Here is a 19778-nt window from a genome sequence, read left to right on the forward strand (position 1 = left end):
CAAGAGTGCGGTCCGTACGCGATCAACGGCAACGGGTTTTCAGCGGAGCGGGTTCTCAGCCGAGCAGCCGCAGCAGGTCCCACTCGTTCTCGCACACCCGGCGCCCGATCGCGGCCAGCTCGACCGAACGCGCGCCGCCGCGCAGGTGGCGCATCGTCTGCATCACGCAGATGATGCCCCACTTGAGCACGCCGAACGTCTCCCACCAGCGCAGCGCGTCCCGGTCGACGGGCTGCCCGCCGGCCTTCTCGTACGCGCTCACCAGGTCGTCATAGCCGCCGAAACCGCCCACTGGCAGCGGCGAGCCGAACCGCCACGCCTTCACGCACAGCCAGCCGAGGTCCTCGACCGGGTCGCCCGCGTGGGCCAGCTCCCAGTCGAGCACCGCCCGGATCCCCTCGGGCCCGACGATCAGGTTGCCGTTGCGGAAGTCGCCGTGCACCACGGTCCGCCGCGCCGCCGCCGGCCGGGTCGCCGCCAGCCGCCGGAAGGCCAGCTCGAACACCGGATGCGGCTCACCGATCTGATCGAGCACGTTCCGCCACTGCCGCAGCGGATCCTCGGCCACGAGAACAGGCACGGGAACAGGGGGGAGCGCCGACAGCGGCATCCGGTGGATCGCCGCGAGCGCCTCGCCGCACTGGCCGGCCAGCCGCGGCCGGGCCCCCGCGTACGCCTCGTCACGCAGGATCCTGCGCGGGATCGTCTCGCCCGCCACCCGCGTCATGAGGATGTACGGCTCACCGGCCGCCACGATCCGCGGCACCGGCACCCCGGCCTCGTCGGCGGCCCGCATCAGCGTGGCCTCGCTCGCCAGGCTGCCACCGGCCTCCAGGGCGGCGCCGGGGGAGTCGAGGCGCAGGATCAGTTCGTGCCGTTCGTCCCCGTCGAGCACGTCGAGCGCCCACGTCTCACGCGAGGCCCCGCCGGGAAGCCGCGCGCTGAAGGGCACCGACGCGCCGGGCCCGAAGACCTCGCGGACGATCGAGGGGACGATCGAGTGGACCGGCTCCGTCATCGCAGCCCGAACTCCCAGTTCCCGCCCGCCGCGTAGGCGCCGAGTATCCGCCGTCCCACGGAGTCGATGTGCACCTCGTCGGGGCCGTCGTAGATCCGCCCGGCCCTGGCGTGCCGGTACATCCGGTCCAGCGGGGTGTCCGGAGTCAGCCCCGCCGCGCCGTACACCTGGATGGCCCGGTCGATCACGTTGTGCAGCATGCGCGAGCCCACCACCTTGATCGCGCCGATCTCGACCCGGGCTTCGGAGCCGGCGTCGATGGCCCGCGCGGCGTCGAGCGTGAGCAGCCGCGCGGCCTGGATCTCGGTGTAGGAGTCGAACACGTGCTGCCGCATGAGCTGCTTGGCGGCCAGCGGCTCGCCGAACGCGCTCCGCTCGCGCAGCCGGCGGCACATCAGGTCGAAGGCCCGCTGCGCCTGGCCGAGCCAGCGCATGCAGTGGAAGATCCGTCCGGGTCCCAGGCGCCGCTGCGCGATCACGAACCCGTCGCCGCGCTCCCCCAGGAGGTTCGAGGCGGGCACCCGGACGTTGTCGTAGCGGACCTCGCAGTGCGCGCCGTCCAGCCCCAGGACCGGCGTCTCGCGGATGATGTCGTAGCCCGGCGTGTCGGTCGGCACGAGGATCATGGAGAAGGACCGGTGCGGCGCCGCGCCGTCCTCCGTCCGGCACATCACGGTGGTGTACGCGGCCCGGGAGGCGCCGGTCGTGAACCACTTGTGCCCGTTGATCACCCATTCGTCCCCGTCGAGGACCGCGGCCGTCCTGAGCTGGGTCGGGTCGCTGCTCGACACGGACGGCTCGGTCATCGCGAAGCTCGGCGAGATGTCGCCGCGCACCAGCGGGTCGAGGTAGCGTTCCCGCTGCTCGGCCGAGGCGTGCTCGTGCAGCATCAGCGAGTCCTGCAGCGTGTACGTCCCCAGTGCGATCTGCCCGAACTCACTTCGCCCCTGCACCTCGTTGACGTAGACGTAGTCGAGGAAGGGCAGCCCGCCCCCGCCCAGCTCACGCGGGTGACCAAGGGCCCACAGACCCTCCTTCTTGGCCTCCGCCCGCAGCTCGTCGAGCGCCGCCCCGGCGGCCGGCCCGCCCTGGTGGAGCACGTTCTCGGCGGGCTCGACCCGCTCGGTCATGAAGGTGTGTACGGCATCGCGGATGGGGCGGACGCTGTCAGGGACGGCGAAGCTCATGACAGGATCTCAACCGATAATCGTTGCCCGGTCAACGGATAAGGAGTCCCTTATGGCGGCCCCGCACGACGTTCCCTCGGCGGCCCACCTGGTGGCGGCCGTGCGCGACTTCCTGGCCGACGACGTGCTGCCCGCGGTCGAGGGGCGGGTGCGATTCCACACGCGGGTGGCGATCAACGTGCTCGGCATGGTCGAGCGGGAGATCGAGCTCGGCCCCGGCCACGCGGAGGAGCACGGGCGGCGGCTGGCCGGGCTGGGCGTGGCCGACGACGCGGAGCTGGCGGCGGCGGTGCGTGAGGGCCGCTTCGACGACTCGGCCCTGGTCGAGGCGCTCAGGGATGCCGTACGGGCCAAGCTGGAAGTGGCCAACCCCGGATATCTCGGCGACGGCTAGCCGACCTTGACCGGCTGACGGCCGGTTCCCGGTTGGGAACCGACCGTCAACCGGCCGGGAAGGCGATCAGTGCGACGACGCCAGGTCCAGGTCCTTGACCTTGGGGTCGCCCTCGTCGGCGAAGTAGTCCTCGCGCGAGGTCGCGTCCGGCCCGTCGGCCACCTTCATGGCCCGGAACACCAGCGTGCCCAGAGCCGCCACGATCAGGTTCACGGCCAGCGCCAGGAAGCCCGCGTAGATCGTCATCTTGGTGTCGATCCCGAGGTTGGCCAGCCCGAACGCCGACCCGCCGAAGTGGGCCTTGCCGTTGGCCGGGTTCGGGATCATGTACAGCATCCAGATGCCCGCGCCCATCCCGGCGATCCAGCCGGCGATCAGGCCGCCCTTGTGGAACCAGCGGGTGTAGAGGCCCAGCCCCACCGACGGCAGCGTCTGCAGGATGATCACGCCGCCGATGAGCTGCAGGTCGATGGAGAACTGCGGGTCGAGCAGCAGGATGCACAGCACCGCGCCCACCTTGACCACCAGGGAGACCAGCTTGGAGACCTTGGCCTCCTGCGCGTCCGTGGCGTCCTTGCGCAGGTATTCGCGGTAGATGTTGCGGGTGAACAGGTTCGCCGCCGCGATCGACATGATTGCGGCGGGGACGAGCGCGCCGATGCCGATGGCCGCGTAGGCCACGCCCGCGAACCAGTCGGGGAACATCTGGTCGAACAGCGCCGGGATGATCGTGTTGTTGTCCACCTTGCCGCTGGCGCCCACGACCCCCTTGGTGCCCGCCGCGATCGCCATGAAGCCGAGCAGCGCGATCAGGCCGAGCAGGAAGCTGTAGGCGGGCAGCGCCGCCATGTTCCGCTTGATGACGCCGCGGTTCTTGGAGGCCAGCACGCCGGTGAGGCTGTGCGGGTAGAGGAAGAGCGCCAGCGCCGAGCCGAAGGCCAGCGTGATGTACTGGAGCTGGTTGTTGGCGTTGAGGGTGATCCCGTCGCCGGGCGCCGGGCTCGCGTCGAACTTGGCCTTGGCCGCGTCGAAGATCGACCCCCAGCCGCCCAGCTTGGCCGGGATGTAGATGACCGCCGCCAGGATCACGATGTAGATCAGCGTGTCCTTGACGAAGGCGATCAGCGCCGGCGCCCGCAGCCCCGACTGGTAGGTGTAGGCCGCCAGGATGGCGAAGGCGATGATGATCGGCAGGTGCCCGGTGATGCCCATCGTCTTCAGCACGGCCTCGATGCCGACGAGCTGCAGGGCGATGTACGGCATAGTCGCCACCAGGCCGGTGATCGCGATGATCAGCGCCAGCGTCGGCGACCCGAACCGGGCCCGGACGAAGTCGGCCGGGGTGACGAACCCGTGCACGTGCGAGACCGACCACATCCGGGCCAGCACCAGGAACACCAGCGGGTAGACCACTACCGTGTACGGCAGGGCGTAGAAGCCCAGCGCTCCGGCCCCGAACACCAGCGCGGGCACGGCCACGAAGGTGTAGGCGGTGTAGAGGTCGCCGCCGACCAGGAACCAGGTGATCCAGGAGCCGAAGTTCCGGCCGCCCAGCCCCCACTCGTGCAGGCTCTCGATGTTCTCGGGCCGCCGCCATTTGGCCGCCACGAAGCCCATGACGCTCACCGCGAGGAACAGAACCGCGAAGACGACCAGCTCGGTCACATTGGCGTTCACTTGGTCATCCTGTACACGATCGTGGTGCAGCCGACGCCGACGATGATGAAGGCGATCTGCAGCCAGTAGAACAGCGGGAAGCCGAGCAGCCGGGGCTCGTCGGCGTTGAACAGGAAGGTCAGCAGCGGCAGCACGATGGGCAGCACCAGCAGCCAGTTCCAAGGGCTGCGGTCACTGCGTGCCCGCTGGGGTTCCCCGGTTGTCATCGACCCCTCCGAAGCATGGATCAGGAGCCGGTCTACGCTCTTGACCGGCTCCTGACATCTCGTCAATGGGAGGAGATTAGCTTTTCCAGGGGATTAATCCCAATGTCGGCAGGGTTACGGTTTGGCCTAAATGTCACGTCGAGCCGGCCAGGTCGAGGTCCTTGATGCGCGGGTCCCCCTCGTCGGCCGTGTAGTGCTCGGGGGCGGTGCCGTCGGGGCCGTCGGCGACCTTGAGCGCCCGGAACAGCAGCGTGCCGAGCAGCGCCACGATCAGGTTGACGGCCAGCGCCAGGAAGCCCGCGTAGATCGTCATCTTGGTGTCGAGGCCCAGCTTGGACAGCGCGAACGCCGACCCGCCGAAGTGCTCGTGCTTGGTGGCCGGGTTGGCGACGTTGTAGAGCATGAGGATGCCGGATCCCATCCCGGCGACCCAGCCCGCGATCAGCCCGCCCTTGTGGAACCAGCGGGTGAACAGGCCGATGGCCACCGACGGCAGCGTCTGCAGGATGATCACGCCGCCGATGAGCTGCAGGTCGATGGAGAACTGCGGGTCGATGAACAGAATGAACAGCACCGCGCCGACCTTCACCACCAGCGAGGTGACCTTGCTGACCCCGGCCTCCTGGGCGTCGGTGGGATCGCGGTTGATGTACTCGCGGTAGATGTTGCGGGTGAACAGGTTGGCCGCCGCGATCGACATGATGGCCGCCGGGACGAGCGCGCCGATGCCGACGGCCGCGAACGCGACGCCCGCGAACCAGTCGGGGAACATCTGGTCGAACAGCTGCGGCACGACGGTGTTGACGTCGGTGCCGATCGGCTTGATCTTCGCCGAGATCGCCATGTACCCGAGCAGCGCGATGAGCGCCAGCAGCAGGCTGTAGGCGGGCAGCGCCGACATGTTCCGCTTGATCACGTCGCGGTTGCGCGAGGCCAGCACGCCGGTGACGCTGTGCGGGTAGAGGAACAGCGCCAGCGCCGAGCCCAGCGCCAGCGTGACGTACTGGAGCTGGTTGTTGGCGTTGAGCAGGGTCCCGTCGCCGGGCGCCGGGGTCGCGGCGAACTTGGCCGTGGCGTCGCCGAAGATCTGGCTCCAGCCGCCCAGCCGGGCCGGGATGTAGATGATCGCGACGAGGATCACCAGGTAGATGAGGATGTCCTTGACGAAGGCGATGAGCGCGGGCGCCCGCAGCCCCGACTGGTAGGTGTAGGCCGCCAGGATCACGAACGCGATGATCAGCGGCAGGTCGGTGAGGAACCCGCTGCCGGACACGCCCATCGTCTTCAGCACGGCCTCGATGCCGACCAACTGCAGCGCGATGTACGGCATGGTCGCCACGATCCCGGTGATGGCCACCAGCAGCGCCAGCGTCGGCGAGCCGAACCGTACCCGCACGAAGTCGGCCGGCGTGACCAGGCTGTGCACGTGCGACACCGACCACAGCCGGATCATGATGAGGAACACGATCGGGTAGGTGATCACCGTGTACGGCACCGCGAAGAACCCCGCGGCGCCCGCCCCGAACAGCAGCGCGGGCACGGCCACGAAGGTGTAGGCGGTGTAGAGGTCACCGCCGATGAGGAACCAGGTGATCCACGCCCCGAAGTTGCGCCCGCCCAGCCCCCACTCGTTGAGGCTGGCCAGGTCGGTGGGCCGGCGCCACCGGGCGGCGACGAAGCCCATGCCGCTGACCACCAGGAACAGGACGGTGAAGACGATGATCTCGGTCAGGTGCTCGCTCACCGCTGCCTCCGCTTGGTCATCTGGTAGACCAGCGTGGTCGTGATCACGCCGAGGGCGATGAAGGCGATCTGCAGCCAGTAGAACAGCGGGAAGCCCAGCAGCCGGGGCTCGTCGGAGTTGTACAGGAACGTCAGCAGGGGGATGGCGATGGGGAGGAGCAGCAGCCAGTTCCAGGGGCTGCGGTCACTCTTGTCATCGGGCAAGGCGGTCTCCTAGGGGAGATGCGGCTCTTGCCCTCGCAGACTAGTGAGGTGATTATTTCGGTCAGGTCACCGATCGACGAGTGGTCGGCTCCCCGCGACGAACGGTCGGTTCGACGATGAGGTCCGGCCGCTCAGACGGTCCGCTCGGCGGCGGTCCTCGGCTCGTGCCGTACGTCACCGGGCTGCCCGACCGGCCGGGTCCAGGCGGCGAACTCCACCAGCACTCCGTCGGGGTCCTTGAAGTAGATCGACCGGACGAACACGCCCTCGTGCATCTCCGGCGCCACCCCGAACTCGCTGTCGTCGTGGTTGAGCAGCACGCCCACGTCGATGCCCTTGGCCAGCAACCGTTCGCGGTATTCCTCGATCCGCTCGGGCGGCACGTCGAAGGCGATGTGGTTCATCGACCCGACGGCCGACAGCAGCTCGCCCCGATCGGGCAGGTGACGCGGCGCCGACACGCCGGGCACGCCCTCGGGCGCGTCGGGGAACCAGAAGAAGGCCAGCGCGTTGCCGCCGCCGCAGTCGAAGAAGAAGTGCTGCCCCCAGCCCATCGGCAGCTCGATCGTCTTGATCAGCGGCATGCCGAGCACGCCGGAGTAGAAGTCCACGGTCTGCTTCATGTCCGAGCAGACCAGGGCGACGTGGTTGACCCCGCGTAACTCGAATTCGCTGTTCATAGTAACTATCTACTTATCACAGGGGTCCCGTGGAAAACATGACAGGAGATGTCCTCTTTCCGGGTGAGCATGGCCCCATGATTGCTCTGGTGGCGGGCGCGACCCGCGGTACGGGACGAGGAATAGCGGTTCAGCTGGGCGCGGCCGGCGCGACCGTCTACTGCACCGGCAGATCGACGCGGGAGGGCCGCTCGGAGTTGAACCGGCCCGAGACCATCGAGGAGACGGCCGAGCTGGTCACGCGGGCGGGCGGCACCGGCATCGCGGTGCGGGTGGACCACCTGGACCCGGCGCAGGTCCAGGCGCTGGCCGAGCGGATCGAGCGTGCGCATGGGCGGCTCGACGTGCTGGTCAACGACGTGTGGGGCGGCGAGCCGCTGTACGAGTGGGACACGCCGGTGTGGAAGCACGATCTGGACAACGGGCTGCGCCTGCTCAGGCTGGCGATCGACACCCACCTGATCACCAGCCACCATCTGCTGCCGCTGCTGATCCGCCACCCGGGCGGACTGGTGGTCGAGGTGACCGACGGCACCACGGGCTACAACGACACCCACTACCGGGTCTCGCCGTACTACGACCTGGCCAAGGTGTCGGTGAACCGGCTGGCCTTCAGCCAGGCGCACGACCTGGAGCCGTACGGCGGCACGGCGGTGGCGCTCACCCCGGGGTTCCTGCGCTCGGAGGCCATGCTGGAGCTGTTCGGCGTCACCGAGGAGACCTGGCGCGAGGCGGCGCCCGACCCCGCGTGGGCGGTGTCGGAGACCCCGGCCTACGTGGGCCGCGCGGTCGCCGCCCTGGCCACCGACCCGGACAAGCGGCGCTGGTCGGGCCGGTCGGTCTCCAGCGGCGAGCTGGCCCAGGTGTACGGGTTCACGGACGTGGACGGCAGCAGGCCGGACGTGTGGCGCTTCATCACCGAGGTCCGGGAAGCCGGTAAGGAGGCCGACCCCGCGGACTACCGGTAGAGAGTCGCCCGCCGGTAAGGAGGCGGCCCCGGAGGACTACCGGTAGAGAGCCGCCCGCCGGTAAGGGCTACCGGTAGAGGGCCGCCAGCCGGGCCGACGCCCCGGCGACCAGGGCGCGCAGTTCCGGTGGTTCGAGCACCTCCGCCTCCGGCCCGAAGCGCAGCACCTGGCCGTAGGCCACCTGGACCGACTCCACCCCCAGCCGGACCGTCCCGTCGGGCTGGAGCGAGGCCAGTGCGTCGGGCAGGGCCGCCGGGTCGGCGATGTGGCGCAGCAGGCGCACGCCCGCCTCGCTCAGCCGCAGCGTGATCGTCTCGCGCAGCAGCGAGCGGGTGAACGCCGCCGACTGCCCCGCCCAGAAGGCCGCCAGGTCGAAGCCCGGGTCACGCTCGAAAACCCGGGCCAGCACGCCGATCTCCTCGAACCGGTCCACCCGGTAGATCAGGAACCGCTCCCCGCTCCTGGCCGCCAGATACCACGCGCCGGCCTTGAGCACGAGCCCGTACGGCTCCACCGTCCGCTCCGCGCCCTTGTAGACGGCCGTCACGGCGAGGTCCCGCCAGACGGCCCTGGCCAGCGGCGCGAGCGCGGCCGGGGGCGGGGAGTCGCCGGCGAACCAGCCGGGCGCGTCCAGGTGGAAGCGCTGCGCGGCCGTCGCGGGCGCGTCGCGTACGCCGGGTGACAGCGCCGCGGCGGCCTTCAGCCGGGCCGTCGCGGCCACCTCCTCCAGCCCCATCTCGCGCAGCGCCGCGGGCACCCCCGACAGGAACAGCGCCTCCGCCTCGGCCCGGTCGAGCCCGGTCAGCCGGGTACGGTAACCGTCCAGCAGCCGGTAGCCGCCGCCGCGCCCTCGATCGGCGTAGACCGGCACCCCCGACTCCGACAGCGCGAGCACGTCGCGGTGGATGGTCCGCTCGGACACCTCCAGCTCCCCGGCCAGCTCCGCGGCCGTCATCCCGCCGCGCCCCTGCAGCAGCAGGAGCAGCGACATCAACCGCGCGGCGCGCACAGCGGCAGGATCATGGCCGAGGGATGCTCGGGGGAGTGGAACACCTCGACGTCGGCGGGCACCATCTCCCCGCCCAGCCCGAGCGACTGGCCGGTGCCCGGATTGCGGGCGATCGTCGGGTAGGCCCCGGCGGCGACGTGCACCCGGATCCGGTGGTCGCGGGCGAACCGGTGCCCGACCGGCCACAGGTCCACCAGCACCCGCCGGATGTCATCGGCCGCCGAGTCGGGACCCAGCCGCCGCACACCCTCGCACACGTTGAGCGAGCGGCCGTCCGGATGCACGTCGCAGACGCGCACGACCACGTCCACGTACGGCGTGCTCGACCTGACGAACAGTTCGGCGCCGACCGGCCCGATCAGCTCCACGTCCGACTCCAGCGCGGCGGAGCTGTAGACGAGCACGTCGCGCCGTGCCTCCAGCCGCCGCTGGTCCCTCGGCCGGGAGTCGGCCAGCAGCACCGGGCCGCCGAGCACCGGCGTCGGATGATCCGGGTGGTAACGGAAGCGGTCGGGCTCGTCCTCCCGCGGAAGTTCGGTGCCGAGCCCGAAGCCGTGCTGCAGGTGCCAGCGCTCCGGCCGCATCTCAGGCACCGGCCAGTCGGGGTAGTCGCGCCACTCCTCGGCCCCCGTCACGTACAGCCGCACCGGATCGGGGCGCAGCCCGGACGGGTCGTCCAGCAGGTGCGTGCGGAACCAGGCCAGCGCGTCGGCCATGGCGGGCCGCCCGTGCCGGCGGTCCACGTGGTACCAGGGCCCGATCGTCAGGTAGGGCCGCCGCCCGGCCGCCCGCATCGCCTGGTAGTCCTTGAGCTGCCACGGCAGGAACACGTCGTACCAGCCGCCCAGCATGGTGACGGCCGCCTCCACCTCGCCGACCTGCGGGGAGAAGTCGCGCTTGTCCCAGTACGGCACCGCCGGGTCGGCATGGTGCTCCAGGAGGTTCTGGAAGAAGGGCAGTGGCCGCCCGGCCGAGACCTGGTCCAGCTCGGCCACCGGCCGCCCGGACAGGACCGCCCGGCGGGTGAGCCGGGGCGCCGTCAGCATCGCCGTACCTCCGAAGGGGCGGGACATAGCGTCGGTCAGCGTGGTCCAGCTCAGCGCGGACTCCAGCGCGAACGCCCCGCCCACGTAGGCGGCGTCCCTGAACTGCGAGGCGGTGATCTGCGTGGCCATGGCCTTCAGCTCCGGCCCGGCCTCGGCCGCGATGGCCCACTGCGCGTAGCCGAGATAGGAGGGGCCGAACATCGCGAACGACCCGCCGTACCACGGCTGGGCGCGCATCCAGGCGACGGTGGCCAGGCCGTCGTCGTGCTCGTCGCCGAGGGGGTCCAGGGTGCCGCCCGAGCCGAAACCGCCCCGGCAGCTCTGGATCACCACCTGGAAGCCGCGCCGGGCGAAGCCCCGGCCGCACATCCAGCCGAACAGGCCGCGCCGGCCGTAGGGGGAGCGGATCAAAATCACCGGCGCCCGGTCCCCTCTGACCGGCGCGTAATGGTCGGCCAGGAGGGTCACGCCGTCGGGCATCGGAATGGGAAGGTCACGCCGGACCCGCACACGTCGCATTACCTACCAGTAACAGATGTCCCCGGGGTCCGGTAGCCCGGGGGCACCCCAACGGCCGGGCGGTCAGTCGAAGTGCTGGTAGCGGGGCCAGGCCACGCTCCACGGCTGCTTGAGCCCCCGGCACAGGAAGATGCCCATGCCCTGCAGTTCGTTGTCGACGCCGACGCCGTTGTCGACGCGGTCCTTCTGCTCGCAGCTTTTGTACTGGAAGTCCATGCCGCGCGGGCCGATGTTCACCATGACCGCGACGGTGGCGTTCTCGGGCGGTGGACCGTACTCGTGGAGCTGGTTCTGGCCGCTGTAGACGCGCGGGATCCCGGCGCGCACGAGCGCGCCGTGCTCGCCGTAGCTGCCGGTCATGACGATGGCCCGTGCCTGGTCCTCCGGCGGCAGCGCGCGCAGCACGTTCTGGACCTTGGCCGCGAACTGGGGCCAGCCGATGGACTCGCGCACGACCTCGTCGATCGCCGGCACCGGGGTGGCGGCCAGACTGGCGACCGGGATGAGCGGCAACGCGATCACGGCCGAGACCAGGCCGTTGACCACGAGGGACCCGGTGGCCAGGCGTACCTTGCCCAGACCCGCCGCCTCCACGCTCACGCAGCCCGCCGCGAACAGCAGCAGGATCAGGCCGGCCGTGTAGTCGAAGCGCCCGCCGCTGATCAGCGTCGCCACGGCCGCGGCGGGATAGGCGACGGCCAGCGCCCGCACCCGCCGGTCGCGCCACAGGCGCACCCAGCCGAACGCGCCGATGATCGTCACGACCGGCCCGAACAGCGTGAGCTGCATGGGCACGAACAGCGCCCGCAACTCGCCACCCCGCTCCGAGCTCAGCGCCGCCGCCATCTTGAGCTGCGGCCAGTCGTGCGTGGCCTGATAGAGCAGGTTCGGTACGGCCAGCGCCGCCGCGATCAGCGCGCCACCCCACAGCCAGGGGCTGGCCAGGACCTGGCGCGGCCCCACGGCCACCAAGCCCACCGCGAGGCCCAGCAGCAGCATGACGATCAGGTGCTTGTTGTAGGTCGCCAGCCCGGCGATCACGCCGACGGCCGGCCACCACCGTGGCTGCTCGCGCATCAGCGCCTTGGTCATGAACAGGATGGCCGCCGCCCAGAACGGCAGGTCGAAGCTGAGCGTCAGCAGCGTGTGCCCGGCGATGAAGGTGTAGGCGCCGGTCGCCGTGCCGAGCGCGGCCAGGATCTGCGCGACGCCACGGCCGCCCAGTTCGCGGGTGATGAGCGTGACGAGCACGACGAGGACCGCCGCGGCCAGCGCGGGCAGCACCCTGATCCCGAAGAGCGTGTCGCCGAACACGGCGATCGACAGCTTGGCCGCCATCGGCGCGAACGCGGGCTGATCGACGTACCCCCAGGCGGGGTGCTCGGACAGCACACGGAAGTACATCTCATCGCGGTGATAGCCGTAGCTCCCGCTGAGCAGCAGCAGCACCGCGAACAACAAGATCGAGATCAACGTGACCGAGCGCCACGCTAGTAACGGGGGGCGTTCCATGATTGCTAAAGTTAGCCGTTCGTCAGAACTCCCGTCAGGAGTTGCGCACCCCTATTTGCCGGGCGTTTCGCCCATCTGGGGGCCACCCGGTGCGGGCGCGTTGCGTGATCATCGCGAGCCGGTTACGCTTGCCACATGCGAATCTCGTTGCAGCTTCAGTGGTGGCGCCGCTAGTAGGCGGCGCGTGATTCGCATTCCTCAACGGACGGCCGCCCCGGAAGGCGGCCTTTCTCGTGTCCGCCCCCGGGGCATCAGTGTCGGTGTTCGATCATCGGTTTTCGACAAGGGGCAGCAGTGGAGACGAGCGGATATACCACCGCCGGGGGCATCGGAGTCGAGCGCGAGGTACGCCAGGTGCCTGAGGAGGCGCTCGAAGAGATCGTGACGGCGCTCGGAGAGAGACGCGGCGGCGCCTTCTCCTCCGGGATGGACTACCCGGGCCGCTACAGCCGATGGGCCTTCGGCTACGTCGACCCCTGCCTGGAGCTGGTCGCCAGGGGCCGCCACATCTCCGCCAGGGCGCTCAACGCCCGCGGCAGGGTCGTGCTGCCCGCCGTGGTCTCCTGCCTGCTGGCCGCCGGCAAGCCCGTCGAGGAGCCGACCGCCGACCACGTCGAGGTCTACGTGCCCGAGTCGGGCGACCTGCTCACCGAGGAGATGCGCAGCCGCCGGCCCACGGTGTTCACCGCGATCCGCGAGGTCATTGCCGCCTTCCGGGGCGACGACCCGCACCTGGGCCTCTACGGCTCCTTCGGCTACGACCTGGCCTTCCAGTTCGAGCCGATCAGGCAGGAGCTCGTCCGCCCCGACGACCAGCGTGACCTGGTGCTGCACCTGCCCGACAGGCTCGTGGTGATCGACCGCCAGCGCGAGACCAGCGTCGAATACCGCTACGAGTTCACCGTCGACGGCGCCACCACCCGTGGCCTGGAGCGCACCGGCGAGTCCGTGCCCCTCACCGAGCCCGCCGAGGTGCCCGCCGACCCCAAGCGGGGCACATACGCCAAGGTCGTGGCCGCCGCCAAGGAGAAGTTCAAGCGCGGCGACCTGTTCGAGGTCGTGCCCGGCCAGGTCTTCCACGCCCCCTGCACCGACCCGTCGGCCTTCTTCCGCGGCCTGCGGCACAGCAACCCGGCCCCCTACGAGTTCATCATCAGCCTGGGCGAGGGCGAGCACCTCGTCGGCGCCTCGCCCGAGATGTACGTCCGGGTGAGCGGCGACCGCGTCGAGACCTGCCCCATCTCCGGCACGATCGCCCGCGGCAGCAACCCGATCGAGGACGCCGAGGCCATCCGCACCCTCCTGACCAGCGTCAAGGAGGAGTCGGAGCTGACCATGTGCACCGACGTCGACCGCAACGACAAGTCGCGCATCTGCGTGCCCGGCTCCGTCCGGGTCATCGGCCGCCGCCAGATCGAGCTCTACTCCCGGCTGATCCACACCGTCGACCACATCGAGGGCCGGCTGCGGCCGGAGTTCGACGCCCTCGACGCCTTCCTGACCCACATGTGGGCCGTCACGGTCACCGGCGCGCCCAAGACCTGGGCCATGCAGTTCATCGAGGACCACGAGGCCACCACCCGCAGGTGGTACGGCGGCGCCATCGGCTTCATCGGCTTCGACGGCTCCATGAACACCGGCCTGACCCTGCGCACCGCCCAGATCAAGAACGGCCTGGCGACCGTCAGGGCCGGCGCCACGCTGCTGTTCGACTCCGACCCCGAGGCCGAGGAGCGCGAGACCGAGCTCAAGGCCAGCGCCCTGCTCGGCGCCCTGGCCGCGGTCAACCAGCCGCACGCCAAGCCGGTCGTCCCGGTCCGCGAGCAGCCCGGCCAGGGCATGAAGGTGCTGCTCGTCGACCACGAGGACTCCTTCGTCAACACCCTGGCCGACTACTTCCGCCAGGAGGGCGCCGACGTCGTCACGCTGCGCCACGGCTTCCCCTCGGCCATGCTCGACGACATCGCGCCCGACCTCGTCGTCCTGTCGCCGGGCCCCGGCTGGCCGTCCGACTTCGGCATGTCGGCGCTCATCGATGAGATCTACGCCCGTGACCTGCCGGTCTTCGGTGTCTGCCTCGGCCTGCAGGCGATGGTCGAGCACGCGGGCGGCTCGCTGGAACTGCTCGACTACCCCGAGCACGGCAAGCGCGGCCAGGTCACCCGGCTGGGCGGCGGCGACGCGCTGCTCGACGGGCTGCCCGAGGAGTTCGTCGCGGCCCGCTACCACTCCCTGCACGCCAAGCGGGCCGGCGTGGTCGGCTTCACCCCGACCGCGCTGACGCCCGACGGCAACGTCATGGCGATCGAGGACACCGAGAAGCGCCGCTTCGCCGTGCAGTTCCACCCGGAGTCCATCCTCACCGCCGAGGGCGGCGCGGGCGCGCGCGTCATCGCCAACGTGCTCCGGCTCGCCCGCCGGTGAGGCCGGGTCCGAGGGCGGTTTCACACGTGCGGGCCGGAGCGTTCGCACGTGTGGACCGGAGCGTTCGCACGTGGGAACCGGAGCGCGCTTTCACACGTGAGGATCTAGCGCGTCTTTCGGGTAGGTAAAACCGCCGCGGGAGCGTGCGGAGGCCACCTAGAGTCTCCGCATGCTCCCCGTAGATCTTCCCGATACGGTGCGTGACGCCCTCCTCGCCCCGCTCGTCGACCACCACTGTCACGGGGTGCGCCGCGACGACCTGTCCAGAGCCCAGTTCGAGCTGCTGATCAACGAGGGCGGCTGCCCCGCGCCGCCGGGCACCACCCACTTCGACACGCCGATCGGCGCGGCCATCCGCCGCTGGTGCGCGCCCGTGCTCGGCCTGGAACCGCACGCGCCGCCCGCCGTCTACCTGGCGCGCCGGGCCGATCTCGGCGCCGACGAGGTCAACCGGCTGCTGCTGCGGGCCGCCGGCGTCGGGGCGCTCCTGGTCGACACCGGCATGGAGAGCGCAGAGCTGCTGACGGCCGCCGAGCTGGCCCGCCACGGCGACGCGAGCGCGAACGAGGTCGTCGGCATCGAGCAGATCGAGCAGGACGTCGTGGAGATGGCCGAGACGGCCCTCGACTACATGGACAGCCTGGCCGAGGAGCTCACCGCCAGGGCCGCCAGAGCCGTGGGCGTGGCGACGGTCATCGGCCATCGGTGCGGCCTCGACTTCGACCCGTCGAGGCCGAGCAGGGGCTCGGTCATCGCGGCGGCCAACCGCCGGCTGTCCGACCCCAAGGAGCCGCTGACCGACCCGATCCTGCTGCGCCACCTGTTGTGGACCGCGGTCGACGTGGCCAGGGACCGCGGCCTGCCTCTGCAGTTCCACACCGGATTCGGTGATCTGTCCTATCCCGGTGTGCATCGCGCCGACCCGGCGCGGATGACCACGTTCGTCAGAGCGCTGCAGCCGGCCGGCGTGCCGGTGGTGCTGCTGCACGGCTACCCGTTCCACCGCCAGGCCGCCTACCTGGCCGGCGTCTTCCCGCACGTCCACGTCGACGTCGGCCTCGCGCTGACCCACAGCGCCGCCGGGTCCGCGCGGATCATGGACGAGCTGCTGGAACTGGCGCCGTTCCACAAGCTGCTCTTCGGCTCCGGCTGCCACGGCGTGGCCGAGACCGGCCACCTGGGCACCCTCTACTTCCGCCGGGCCCTGGCCGCCGCGCTGAAGTCGCGGCTCGACGCGGGGGAGTGGAGCGCCGCCGACGCGGCCAGGGTGGCCCACATGATCGGCTCCGGCAATGCCCGTCGGGTATACCGGCTCTGAACTCCTCCTTGGGGAGGAGGTGCCATCAACTCCACATTCGTGATAATTAGCTCACGATGAGTGCGATCGAGATTCGAAACCTTTGCAAGGCGTTCGGACCGGTACGCGCGGTCGACGGGGTGTCGTTCACAGTGGAGCCGGGCACCATCACCGGCTACCTTGGCCCGAACGGGGCGGGCAAGACCACCACCCTGCGCAGCCTGCTCGGGCTGTGCACCGCCGATTCCGGCACGGCGCTGGTCAACGGCCAGCGCTACGTCGAGTTACCGCATCCCCTCAGCGAGGTGGGCGCGGTGCTCGAAGCCACCAACTTCCATCCGGGCCGTACGGCCCTCAACCATCTCCGGGTGCTCTGCGCGGCGGCTCGGCTGCCCCGCGAGCGCGCGACGGAGGCGCTGGACCAGGTCGGCCTCGCCGACGTGGCCGGCAAGCGGGTGCAGGTCTTCTCGCTCGGCATGCGGCAGCGGCTGGCGCTGGCCACCGCGCTGATCGGCCATCCCAAGGTGCTCATCCTCGACGAGCCCGCCAACGGGCTCGATCCGGCGGGCATCCAGTGGCTGCGCGGCTTCCTGCGCTACCTGTCCCACGACCAGGGCGCCGCCGTCCTGGTCTCCAGCCATGTGCTGGCCGAGGTCGAGCAGATCGTCGACAACGTGGTGATCATCGCCAAGGGCCGTCTCGTACGCCAGGGCAGCCTGGCCGAGCTGGTCTCCAACGGCGACGCGGCAGTCAGGGTGCGTACCACGGGGACCGCCGAGCTCGTCCCGGCCCTCGAAAGCGCCGGAGCCACGGTCGAACAGCAGGACGGGTTCCTGCGCGTACGCGGTCTCGGCGCCGAGGACATCGGCCGGATCGCGCTCGACGCGAAGGTCGTGCTGAGCGAGGTCACAACCGAACGCTCCGACCTGCAACAGGTCTTCCTGGAGCTGACGGGGGAGGGGCAGGGCTGATGACGCTGATCAGGGCGGAGCTGCTCAAGCTCCGGACCACCAGACTCTGGTGGGTGATGCTGGGCGTCACGGTCGCCTATGTGCTCCTGCAGCTCGGTCTCACGATCGGGTTCGCCGGCCAGACCGGCCAGAACGGCCAGCAGGTCTTCCCCAGCAGGGGAACCGTGCCCTTCCAGGAGCTCCTGTGGGGGCTCGGCTCGAGCGGCGCGTTGTTCCCGATGATCCTCGGGGTCGTCATGATGACCGCCGAATACCGCTACCAGACCATCACCACCACGTTCCTCGCCACGCCCCGGCGCGAGCGGGTGGTCGTGGCCAAGCTCGGGGCGGGGGTGGTCGTCGGGCTGGCCTTCGGGCTGATCGTGCTGGCGCTGACCGCCGTCGCGGTGGTCGTGTCGGTCCTGCTGTCCGGCGGTGATCTGGTCCTGTCGGCGAAGGTCCTGCGCATCGCCACGGGCGTGCTGCTCGTGCTCGTCCTCTACACGCTGTTCGGTGTCGGGCTGGGCGCGCTGATCAAGAACCAGCTCGGCGCGATCATCGTCGCGGTGGTGTGGGTGTTCATCGTCGAGGCCCTGGTCAACGCGATCCCGGTGTTGCAGCCGGTCGGCAAGTGGACGCCGGCCGGCGCGGGCAGCGCGGTGACCAACAGCGGCGTCGACCTCGGGCTGGGCACCGACTACCTGCTGCCGGCCTGGGCGGGCGCCCTGGTGCTGCTCGGGTACGCGGTGCTGTTCGCGGCGGTCGCCTCGGCCACGACGATCCGGCAGGACATCACCTAGCCGCACCCGATGGGGTCGTGGCCTTCTCTCCCGCGGTCGTCCGCCATGCAGGCGCCGAGCTTGGCTCCGACGCTCTGCATGGCGTCGGCCAGCGCGGCGACCTGCTCGGGCGACAGGTGGTCGAACAGCACCTCGCGCAGGGCCCGCGCGTGGTCGGGCGCGATCGCGGTGATGACCGCCCGCCCCTCAGGGGTGATCTCGGCGACACTTGCCCGGCCGTCGTTCTCGTCGGGCCGCAGCCGTACGTAGCCGCGCTCGACCAGCTTGCTGACCCGGTGGCTCAGGCGGCTGATCGAGACGTTGCCCAGGGTGGCCAGGTCGCTCAGCCGCAGCGGCCCGGCCGTCAGCGTGTTGAGCAGGCCGTATTCGATGTGCACCAGCCCGTACGCGCGGAAGGTGCGCTCCACCTGCGGAATGCCGACGAGCATCACCGCGAGCAGGCCCTGCCAGGCTCGCTGCTCGTCATGGCCGAGCCCTTCGACCAACGGACCCCCAGTGTCAGAATCGGCCGATCGCGACGATGACCGTCAGCGCCAGCAGTACCAGGTTAACCGCGAAGCTCTCCTTGCGCCGACGGTGCACCTGGGCGGCGACGATCATGGTGATCGCGAGGCCGACCGCCGCCAGGGGCGTGAGGATCGGGGCGATGCCGGTGGCCCAGGGCAGCACCAGGCCGATCGCGCCGAGGACCTCCACCACGCCGATGGCCCTGACCTGCGCCTGGCTGAAATCGTCCACCCATCCCATGCGCGCCTGGAGCTTCTCCTTGGGCTGCGTGGCCTTCATGAACCCTCCCAGGAGGAAGGCGGCGGCGAGCAGGGCCTGGAGGACCCAGAGGACGACGTTCATAAGTTGTCCCTTCAAGTATCGAGGGACTCGACTGTAGGGCGAAAAACTTGAAGCGACAAGTGTTCAGGCCGACCCCGTGCCGAGTCGCGCGCGGGTCCCGCGACCTGGTTTGCTGGGGCCATCACATCGCCTGACCCGAGCGGGGGCTCGCCCATGCGCACCGTCGAACCCGAGGTCTTCCTCGTCGCCCGTCCAGACCTCGACTACGACGAGCTCGCCCGCTACCTCGGCGAGGTCGGCGGCGAGAGCTGGCTGGAGCGGCTCGACCGTGGCGACCTCGACGCGCAGAACCTGGCCGAGTTCGCCGGGCGCCTGTGCTACCGCTCCTTCGAGCCCGGCCTCAACCCCAACGTCGTGCGCATCCGCGAGGACCAGGGCGACTACCTGCGCAACATCCTGGCCAGCGCCCACGGCTCGGTGCTCGAGCACCTCAACTTCAGCTTCGTGCTGCACAACGTCAGCCGCGTGCTCACCCACGAGCTCGTCAGGCACCGCCCCGGGGTGGCCATCTCGCAGGAGTCGCTGCGTTTCGTCCGCCTCGACGAGCTGCCGTTCTGGTTCCCCGAGTGGGCACAGTCCGACCCCGAGCTGATGAAGCGGGCCACGGTCCTGCTGGAGCAGATGGAGCAGTTCCAGGTCTGGATGGCCGGTCACTTCGGGCTCGACGAGGAGGGTGTGCCGTTCTCGGAGAAGAAGCACCGCACCTCGTTCATGCGCCGCTTCGCTCCGGAGGGGCTGGCCACCGGCCTGGTCTGGACGGCCAACGTACGCACGCTGCGGCACACGATCGAGGCGCGCACGGCGGTGGGGGCCGAGGAGGAGATCCGGCTGCTGTTCCAGCACATCGGCGCGCTCATGGTCAAGGAGGCGCCCGCCCTCTTCGGTGACTACGTCATCGAGGACGGGGCCTGGGTCCCGGGCTGGCGCAAGGTGTGAACCGAATCAGCGGGGTTCGGCAAGCCGGCTGACCTGACAAGCCGGCGTGATCAGGCCAGCGCGGGCATGACGTAGACCTCGGCGCCCGGCGGCAGCGCGCAGTCGAGGCTGCCGAGGCCGCGGGCGTTCTCGCCGCACACGATCATGTTGATGTGCCGGCGGATGCGCCCGTAGTCGTCGCGCAGGCGCTCCTCCAGCAGTGGATGCGTACGCCGCAGCATGTCCAGCGCGGAGCCGAGCGTCGGCGGGGTGTGCTGGTCGGCGGCGACGGCGAAGACCTTCACCTCGCTGTCGCCGCTCACCCAGCGGCGCAGCGAGTTGGGCAGGACGAAGACCACCATCATCACGTTCTTGGCCAT

At 70.3% G+C, this 19778-nt stretch carries 20 protein-coding genes; 7 read left to right on the forward strand and 13 right to left on the reverse strand.

What is annotated here, in order from left to right:
• Nucleotides 1-55: 55 nt before the first annotated feature.
• Both ACIBO2_RS31025 and ACIBO2_RS31030 read right to left on the reverse strand, forming a co-directional pair.
• Nucleotides 56-1018 (reverse strand): phosphotransferase family protein, encoded by a 963-nt coding sequence (locus tag ACIBO2_RS31025; protein ID WP_358542939.1) that lies wholly within the window; start codon nt 1016-1018, stop codon nt 56-58.
• A complete protein-coding gene (locus tag ACIBO2_RS31030; RefSeq protein WP_358542941.1) occupies nt 1015-2205 on the reverse strand; it encodes an acyl-CoA dehydrogenase family protein in 1191 nt (396 codons plus the stop codon). The genes ACIBO2_RS31025 and ACIBO2_RS31030 overlap by 4 nt, the downstream gene beginning before the upstream one ends.
• Before the next feature lie 52 nt (nt 2206-2257).
• On the opposite strand from ACIBO2_RS31030, the gene ACIBO2_RS31035 reads away from it, so the two are divergent.
• Nucleotides 2258-2599, forward strand: coding sequence for a DUF6285 domain-containing protein (locus tag ACIBO2_RS31035; RefSeq protein ID WP_358542943.1), 342 nt, complete (start codon nt 2258-2260; stop codon nt 2597-2599).
• Between the two features lie 66 nt (nt 2600-2665).
• Here ACIBO2_RS31035 and mctP (ACIBO2_RS31040) read toward each other — a convergent pair whose 3' ends face one another.
• The 5 genes from mctP (ACIBO2_RS31040) to ACIBO2_RS31060 form a co-directional block, all read right to left on the reverse strand.
• The gene (mctP, locus tag ACIBO2_RS31040; RefSeq protein WP_358542945.1) at nt 2666-4276 is read right to left on the reverse strand and encodes a monocarboxylate uptake permease MctP; all 1611 of its coding nucleotides are present in this window, start codon (nt 4274-4276) and stop codon (nt 2666-2668) included.
• A complete protein-coding gene (locus ACIBO2_RS31045; RefSeq protein ID WP_397301391.1) occupies nt 4273-4482 on the reverse strand; it encodes a DUF3311 domain-containing protein in 210 nt (69 codons plus the stop codon). Before ACIBO2_RS31045 ends, mctP (ACIBO2_RS31040) begins: the two co-directional genes overlap by 4 nt.
• A gap of 133 nt (nt 4483-4615) precedes the next feature.
• A complete protein-coding gene (gene mctP / locus ACIBO2_RS31050) occupies nt 4616-6226 on the reverse strand; it encodes a monocarboxylate uptake permease MctP (protein WP_358542949.1) in 1611 nt (536 codons plus the stop codon).
• Nucleotides 6223-6429, reverse strand: a complete 207-nt coding sequence (locus ACIBO2_RS31055) for a DUF3311 domain-containing protein (protein ID WP_358542951.1) — start codon at nt 6427-6429, stop codon at nt 6223-6225. Before ACIBO2_RS31055 ends, mctP (ACIBO2_RS31050) begins: the two co-directional genes overlap by 4 nt.
• Nucleotides 6430-6560: 131 nt before the next feature.
• The gene (locus ACIBO2_RS31060; protein WP_358542953.1) at nt 6561-7109 is read right to left on the reverse strand and encodes a VOC family protein; all 549 of its coding nucleotides are present in this window, start codon (nt 7107-7109) and stop codon (nt 6561-6563) included.
• A 77-nt stretch (nt 7110-7186) separates the two neighbouring features.
• Between ACIBO2_RS31060 and ACIBO2_RS31065 the strand changes: the two genes are divergently transcribed.
• Nucleotides 7187-8077 carry an SDR family oxidoreductase gene (locus tag ACIBO2_RS31065; RefSeq protein WP_358542955.1) on the forward strand — a complete coding sequence of 297 codons (891 nt, stop codon included), beginning with the start codon at nt 7187-7189 and terminating at the stop codon, nt 8075-8077.
• Nucleotides 8078-8144: 67 nt separating this feature from the next.
• Here ACIBO2_RS31065 and ACIBO2_RS31070 read toward each other — a convergent pair whose 3' ends face one another.
• The 3 genes from ACIBO2_RS31070 to ACIBO2_RS31080 form a co-directional block, all read right to left on the reverse strand.
• A complete protein-coding gene (locus tag ACIBO2_RS31070; RefSeq protein ID WP_358542957.1) occupies nt 8145-9086 on the reverse strand; it encodes a WYL domain-containing protein in 942 nt (313 codons plus the stop codon).
• On the reverse strand, nt 9068-10612 hold the full coding sequence (locus tag ACIBO2_RS31075; protein WP_358542959.1) for a CocE/NonD family hydrolase: 1545 nt from the start codon (nt 10610-10612) through the stop codon (nt 9068-9070). The genes ACIBO2_RS31070 and ACIBO2_RS31075 overlap by 19 nt, the downstream gene beginning before the upstream one ends.
• A 102-nt stretch (nt 10613-10714) precedes the next feature.
• A complete protein-coding gene (locus ACIBO2_RS31080) occupies nt 10715-12163 on the reverse strand; it encodes a glycosyltransferase family 39 protein (protein ID WP_397301395.1) in 1449 nt (482 codons plus the stop codon).
• A 294-nt stretch (nt 12164-12457) separates the two neighbouring features.
• Here ACIBO2_RS31080 and ACIBO2_RS31085 point away from each other — a divergent pair, with 294 nt between their 5' ends.
• From ACIBO2_RS31085 to ACIBO2_RS31100, 4 genes are all read left to right on the forward strand, one after another.
• On the forward strand, nt 12458-14587 hold the full coding sequence (locus ACIBO2_RS31085; RefSeq protein WP_397301398.1) for an anthranilate synthase component I: 2130 nt from the start codon (nt 12458-12460) through the stop codon (nt 14585-14587).
• 169 nt (nt 14588-14756) lie between these two features.
• Entirely contained in the window at nt 14757-15905 is a 1149-nt protein-coding gene (locus ACIBO2_RS31090) for an amidohydrolase family protein (protein WP_397301401.1), read from the forward strand.
• 56 nt (nt 15906-15961) lie between these two features.
• Nucleotides 15962-16855, forward strand: coding sequence for an ATP-binding cassette domain-containing protein (locus ACIBO2_RS31095; protein WP_358542969.1), 894 nt, complete (start codon nt 15962-15964; stop codon nt 16853-16855).
• Nucleotides 16855-17634, forward strand: a complete 780-nt coding sequence (locus tag ACIBO2_RS31100; protein WP_358542972.1) for an ABC transporter permease — start codon at nt 16855-16857, stop codon at nt 17632-17634. Before ACIBO2_RS31095 ends, ACIBO2_RS31100 begins: the two co-directional genes overlap by 1 nt.
• Here ACIBO2_RS31100 and ACIBO2_RS31105 read toward each other — a convergent pair.
• Nucleotides 17631-18119 (reverse strand): MarR family transcriptional regulator, encoded by a 489-nt coding sequence (locus ACIBO2_RS31105; RefSeq protein WP_358542974.1) that lies wholly within the window; start codon nt 18117-18119, stop codon nt 17631-17633. The two genes, ACIBO2_RS31100 and ACIBO2_RS31105, sit on opposite strands and share 4 nt — an antisense overlap.
• Nucleotides 18120-18132: 13 nt before the next feature.
• Nucleotides 18133-18483: a DoxX family protein gene (locus ACIBO2_RS31110; protein ID WP_358542976.1), complete on the reverse strand. Its 351-nt coding sequence runs from the start codon at nt 18481-18483 to the stop codon at nt 18133-18135.
• A gap of 153 nt (nt 18484-18636) precedes the next feature.
• On the opposite strand from ACIBO2_RS31110, the gene thyX reads away from it, so the two are divergent.
• Nucleotides 18637-19419 carry an FAD-dependent thymidylate synthase gene (gene thyX / locus ACIBO2_RS31115; protein ID WP_358542978.1) on the forward strand — a complete coding sequence of 261 codons (783 nt, stop codon included), beginning with the start codon at nt 18637-18639 and terminating at the stop codon, nt 19417-19419.
• A 50-nt stretch (nt 19420-19469) separates the two neighbouring features.
• Here the strand turns inward: thyX and ACIBO2_RS31120 are convergent, their stop codons facing one another.
• Nucleotides 19470-19778, reverse strand: a complete 309-nt coding sequence (locus ACIBO2_RS31120; RefSeq protein ID WP_225292858.1) for a hypothetical protein — start codon at nt 19776-19778, stop codon at nt 19470-19472.

Origin of the sequence: Nonomuraea sp. NPDC050022, assembly GCF_044460705.1 — a bacterium.
Taxonomy (GTDB): domain Bacteria; phylum Actinomycetota; class Actinomycetes; order Streptosporangiales; family Streptosporangiaceae; genus Nonomuraea.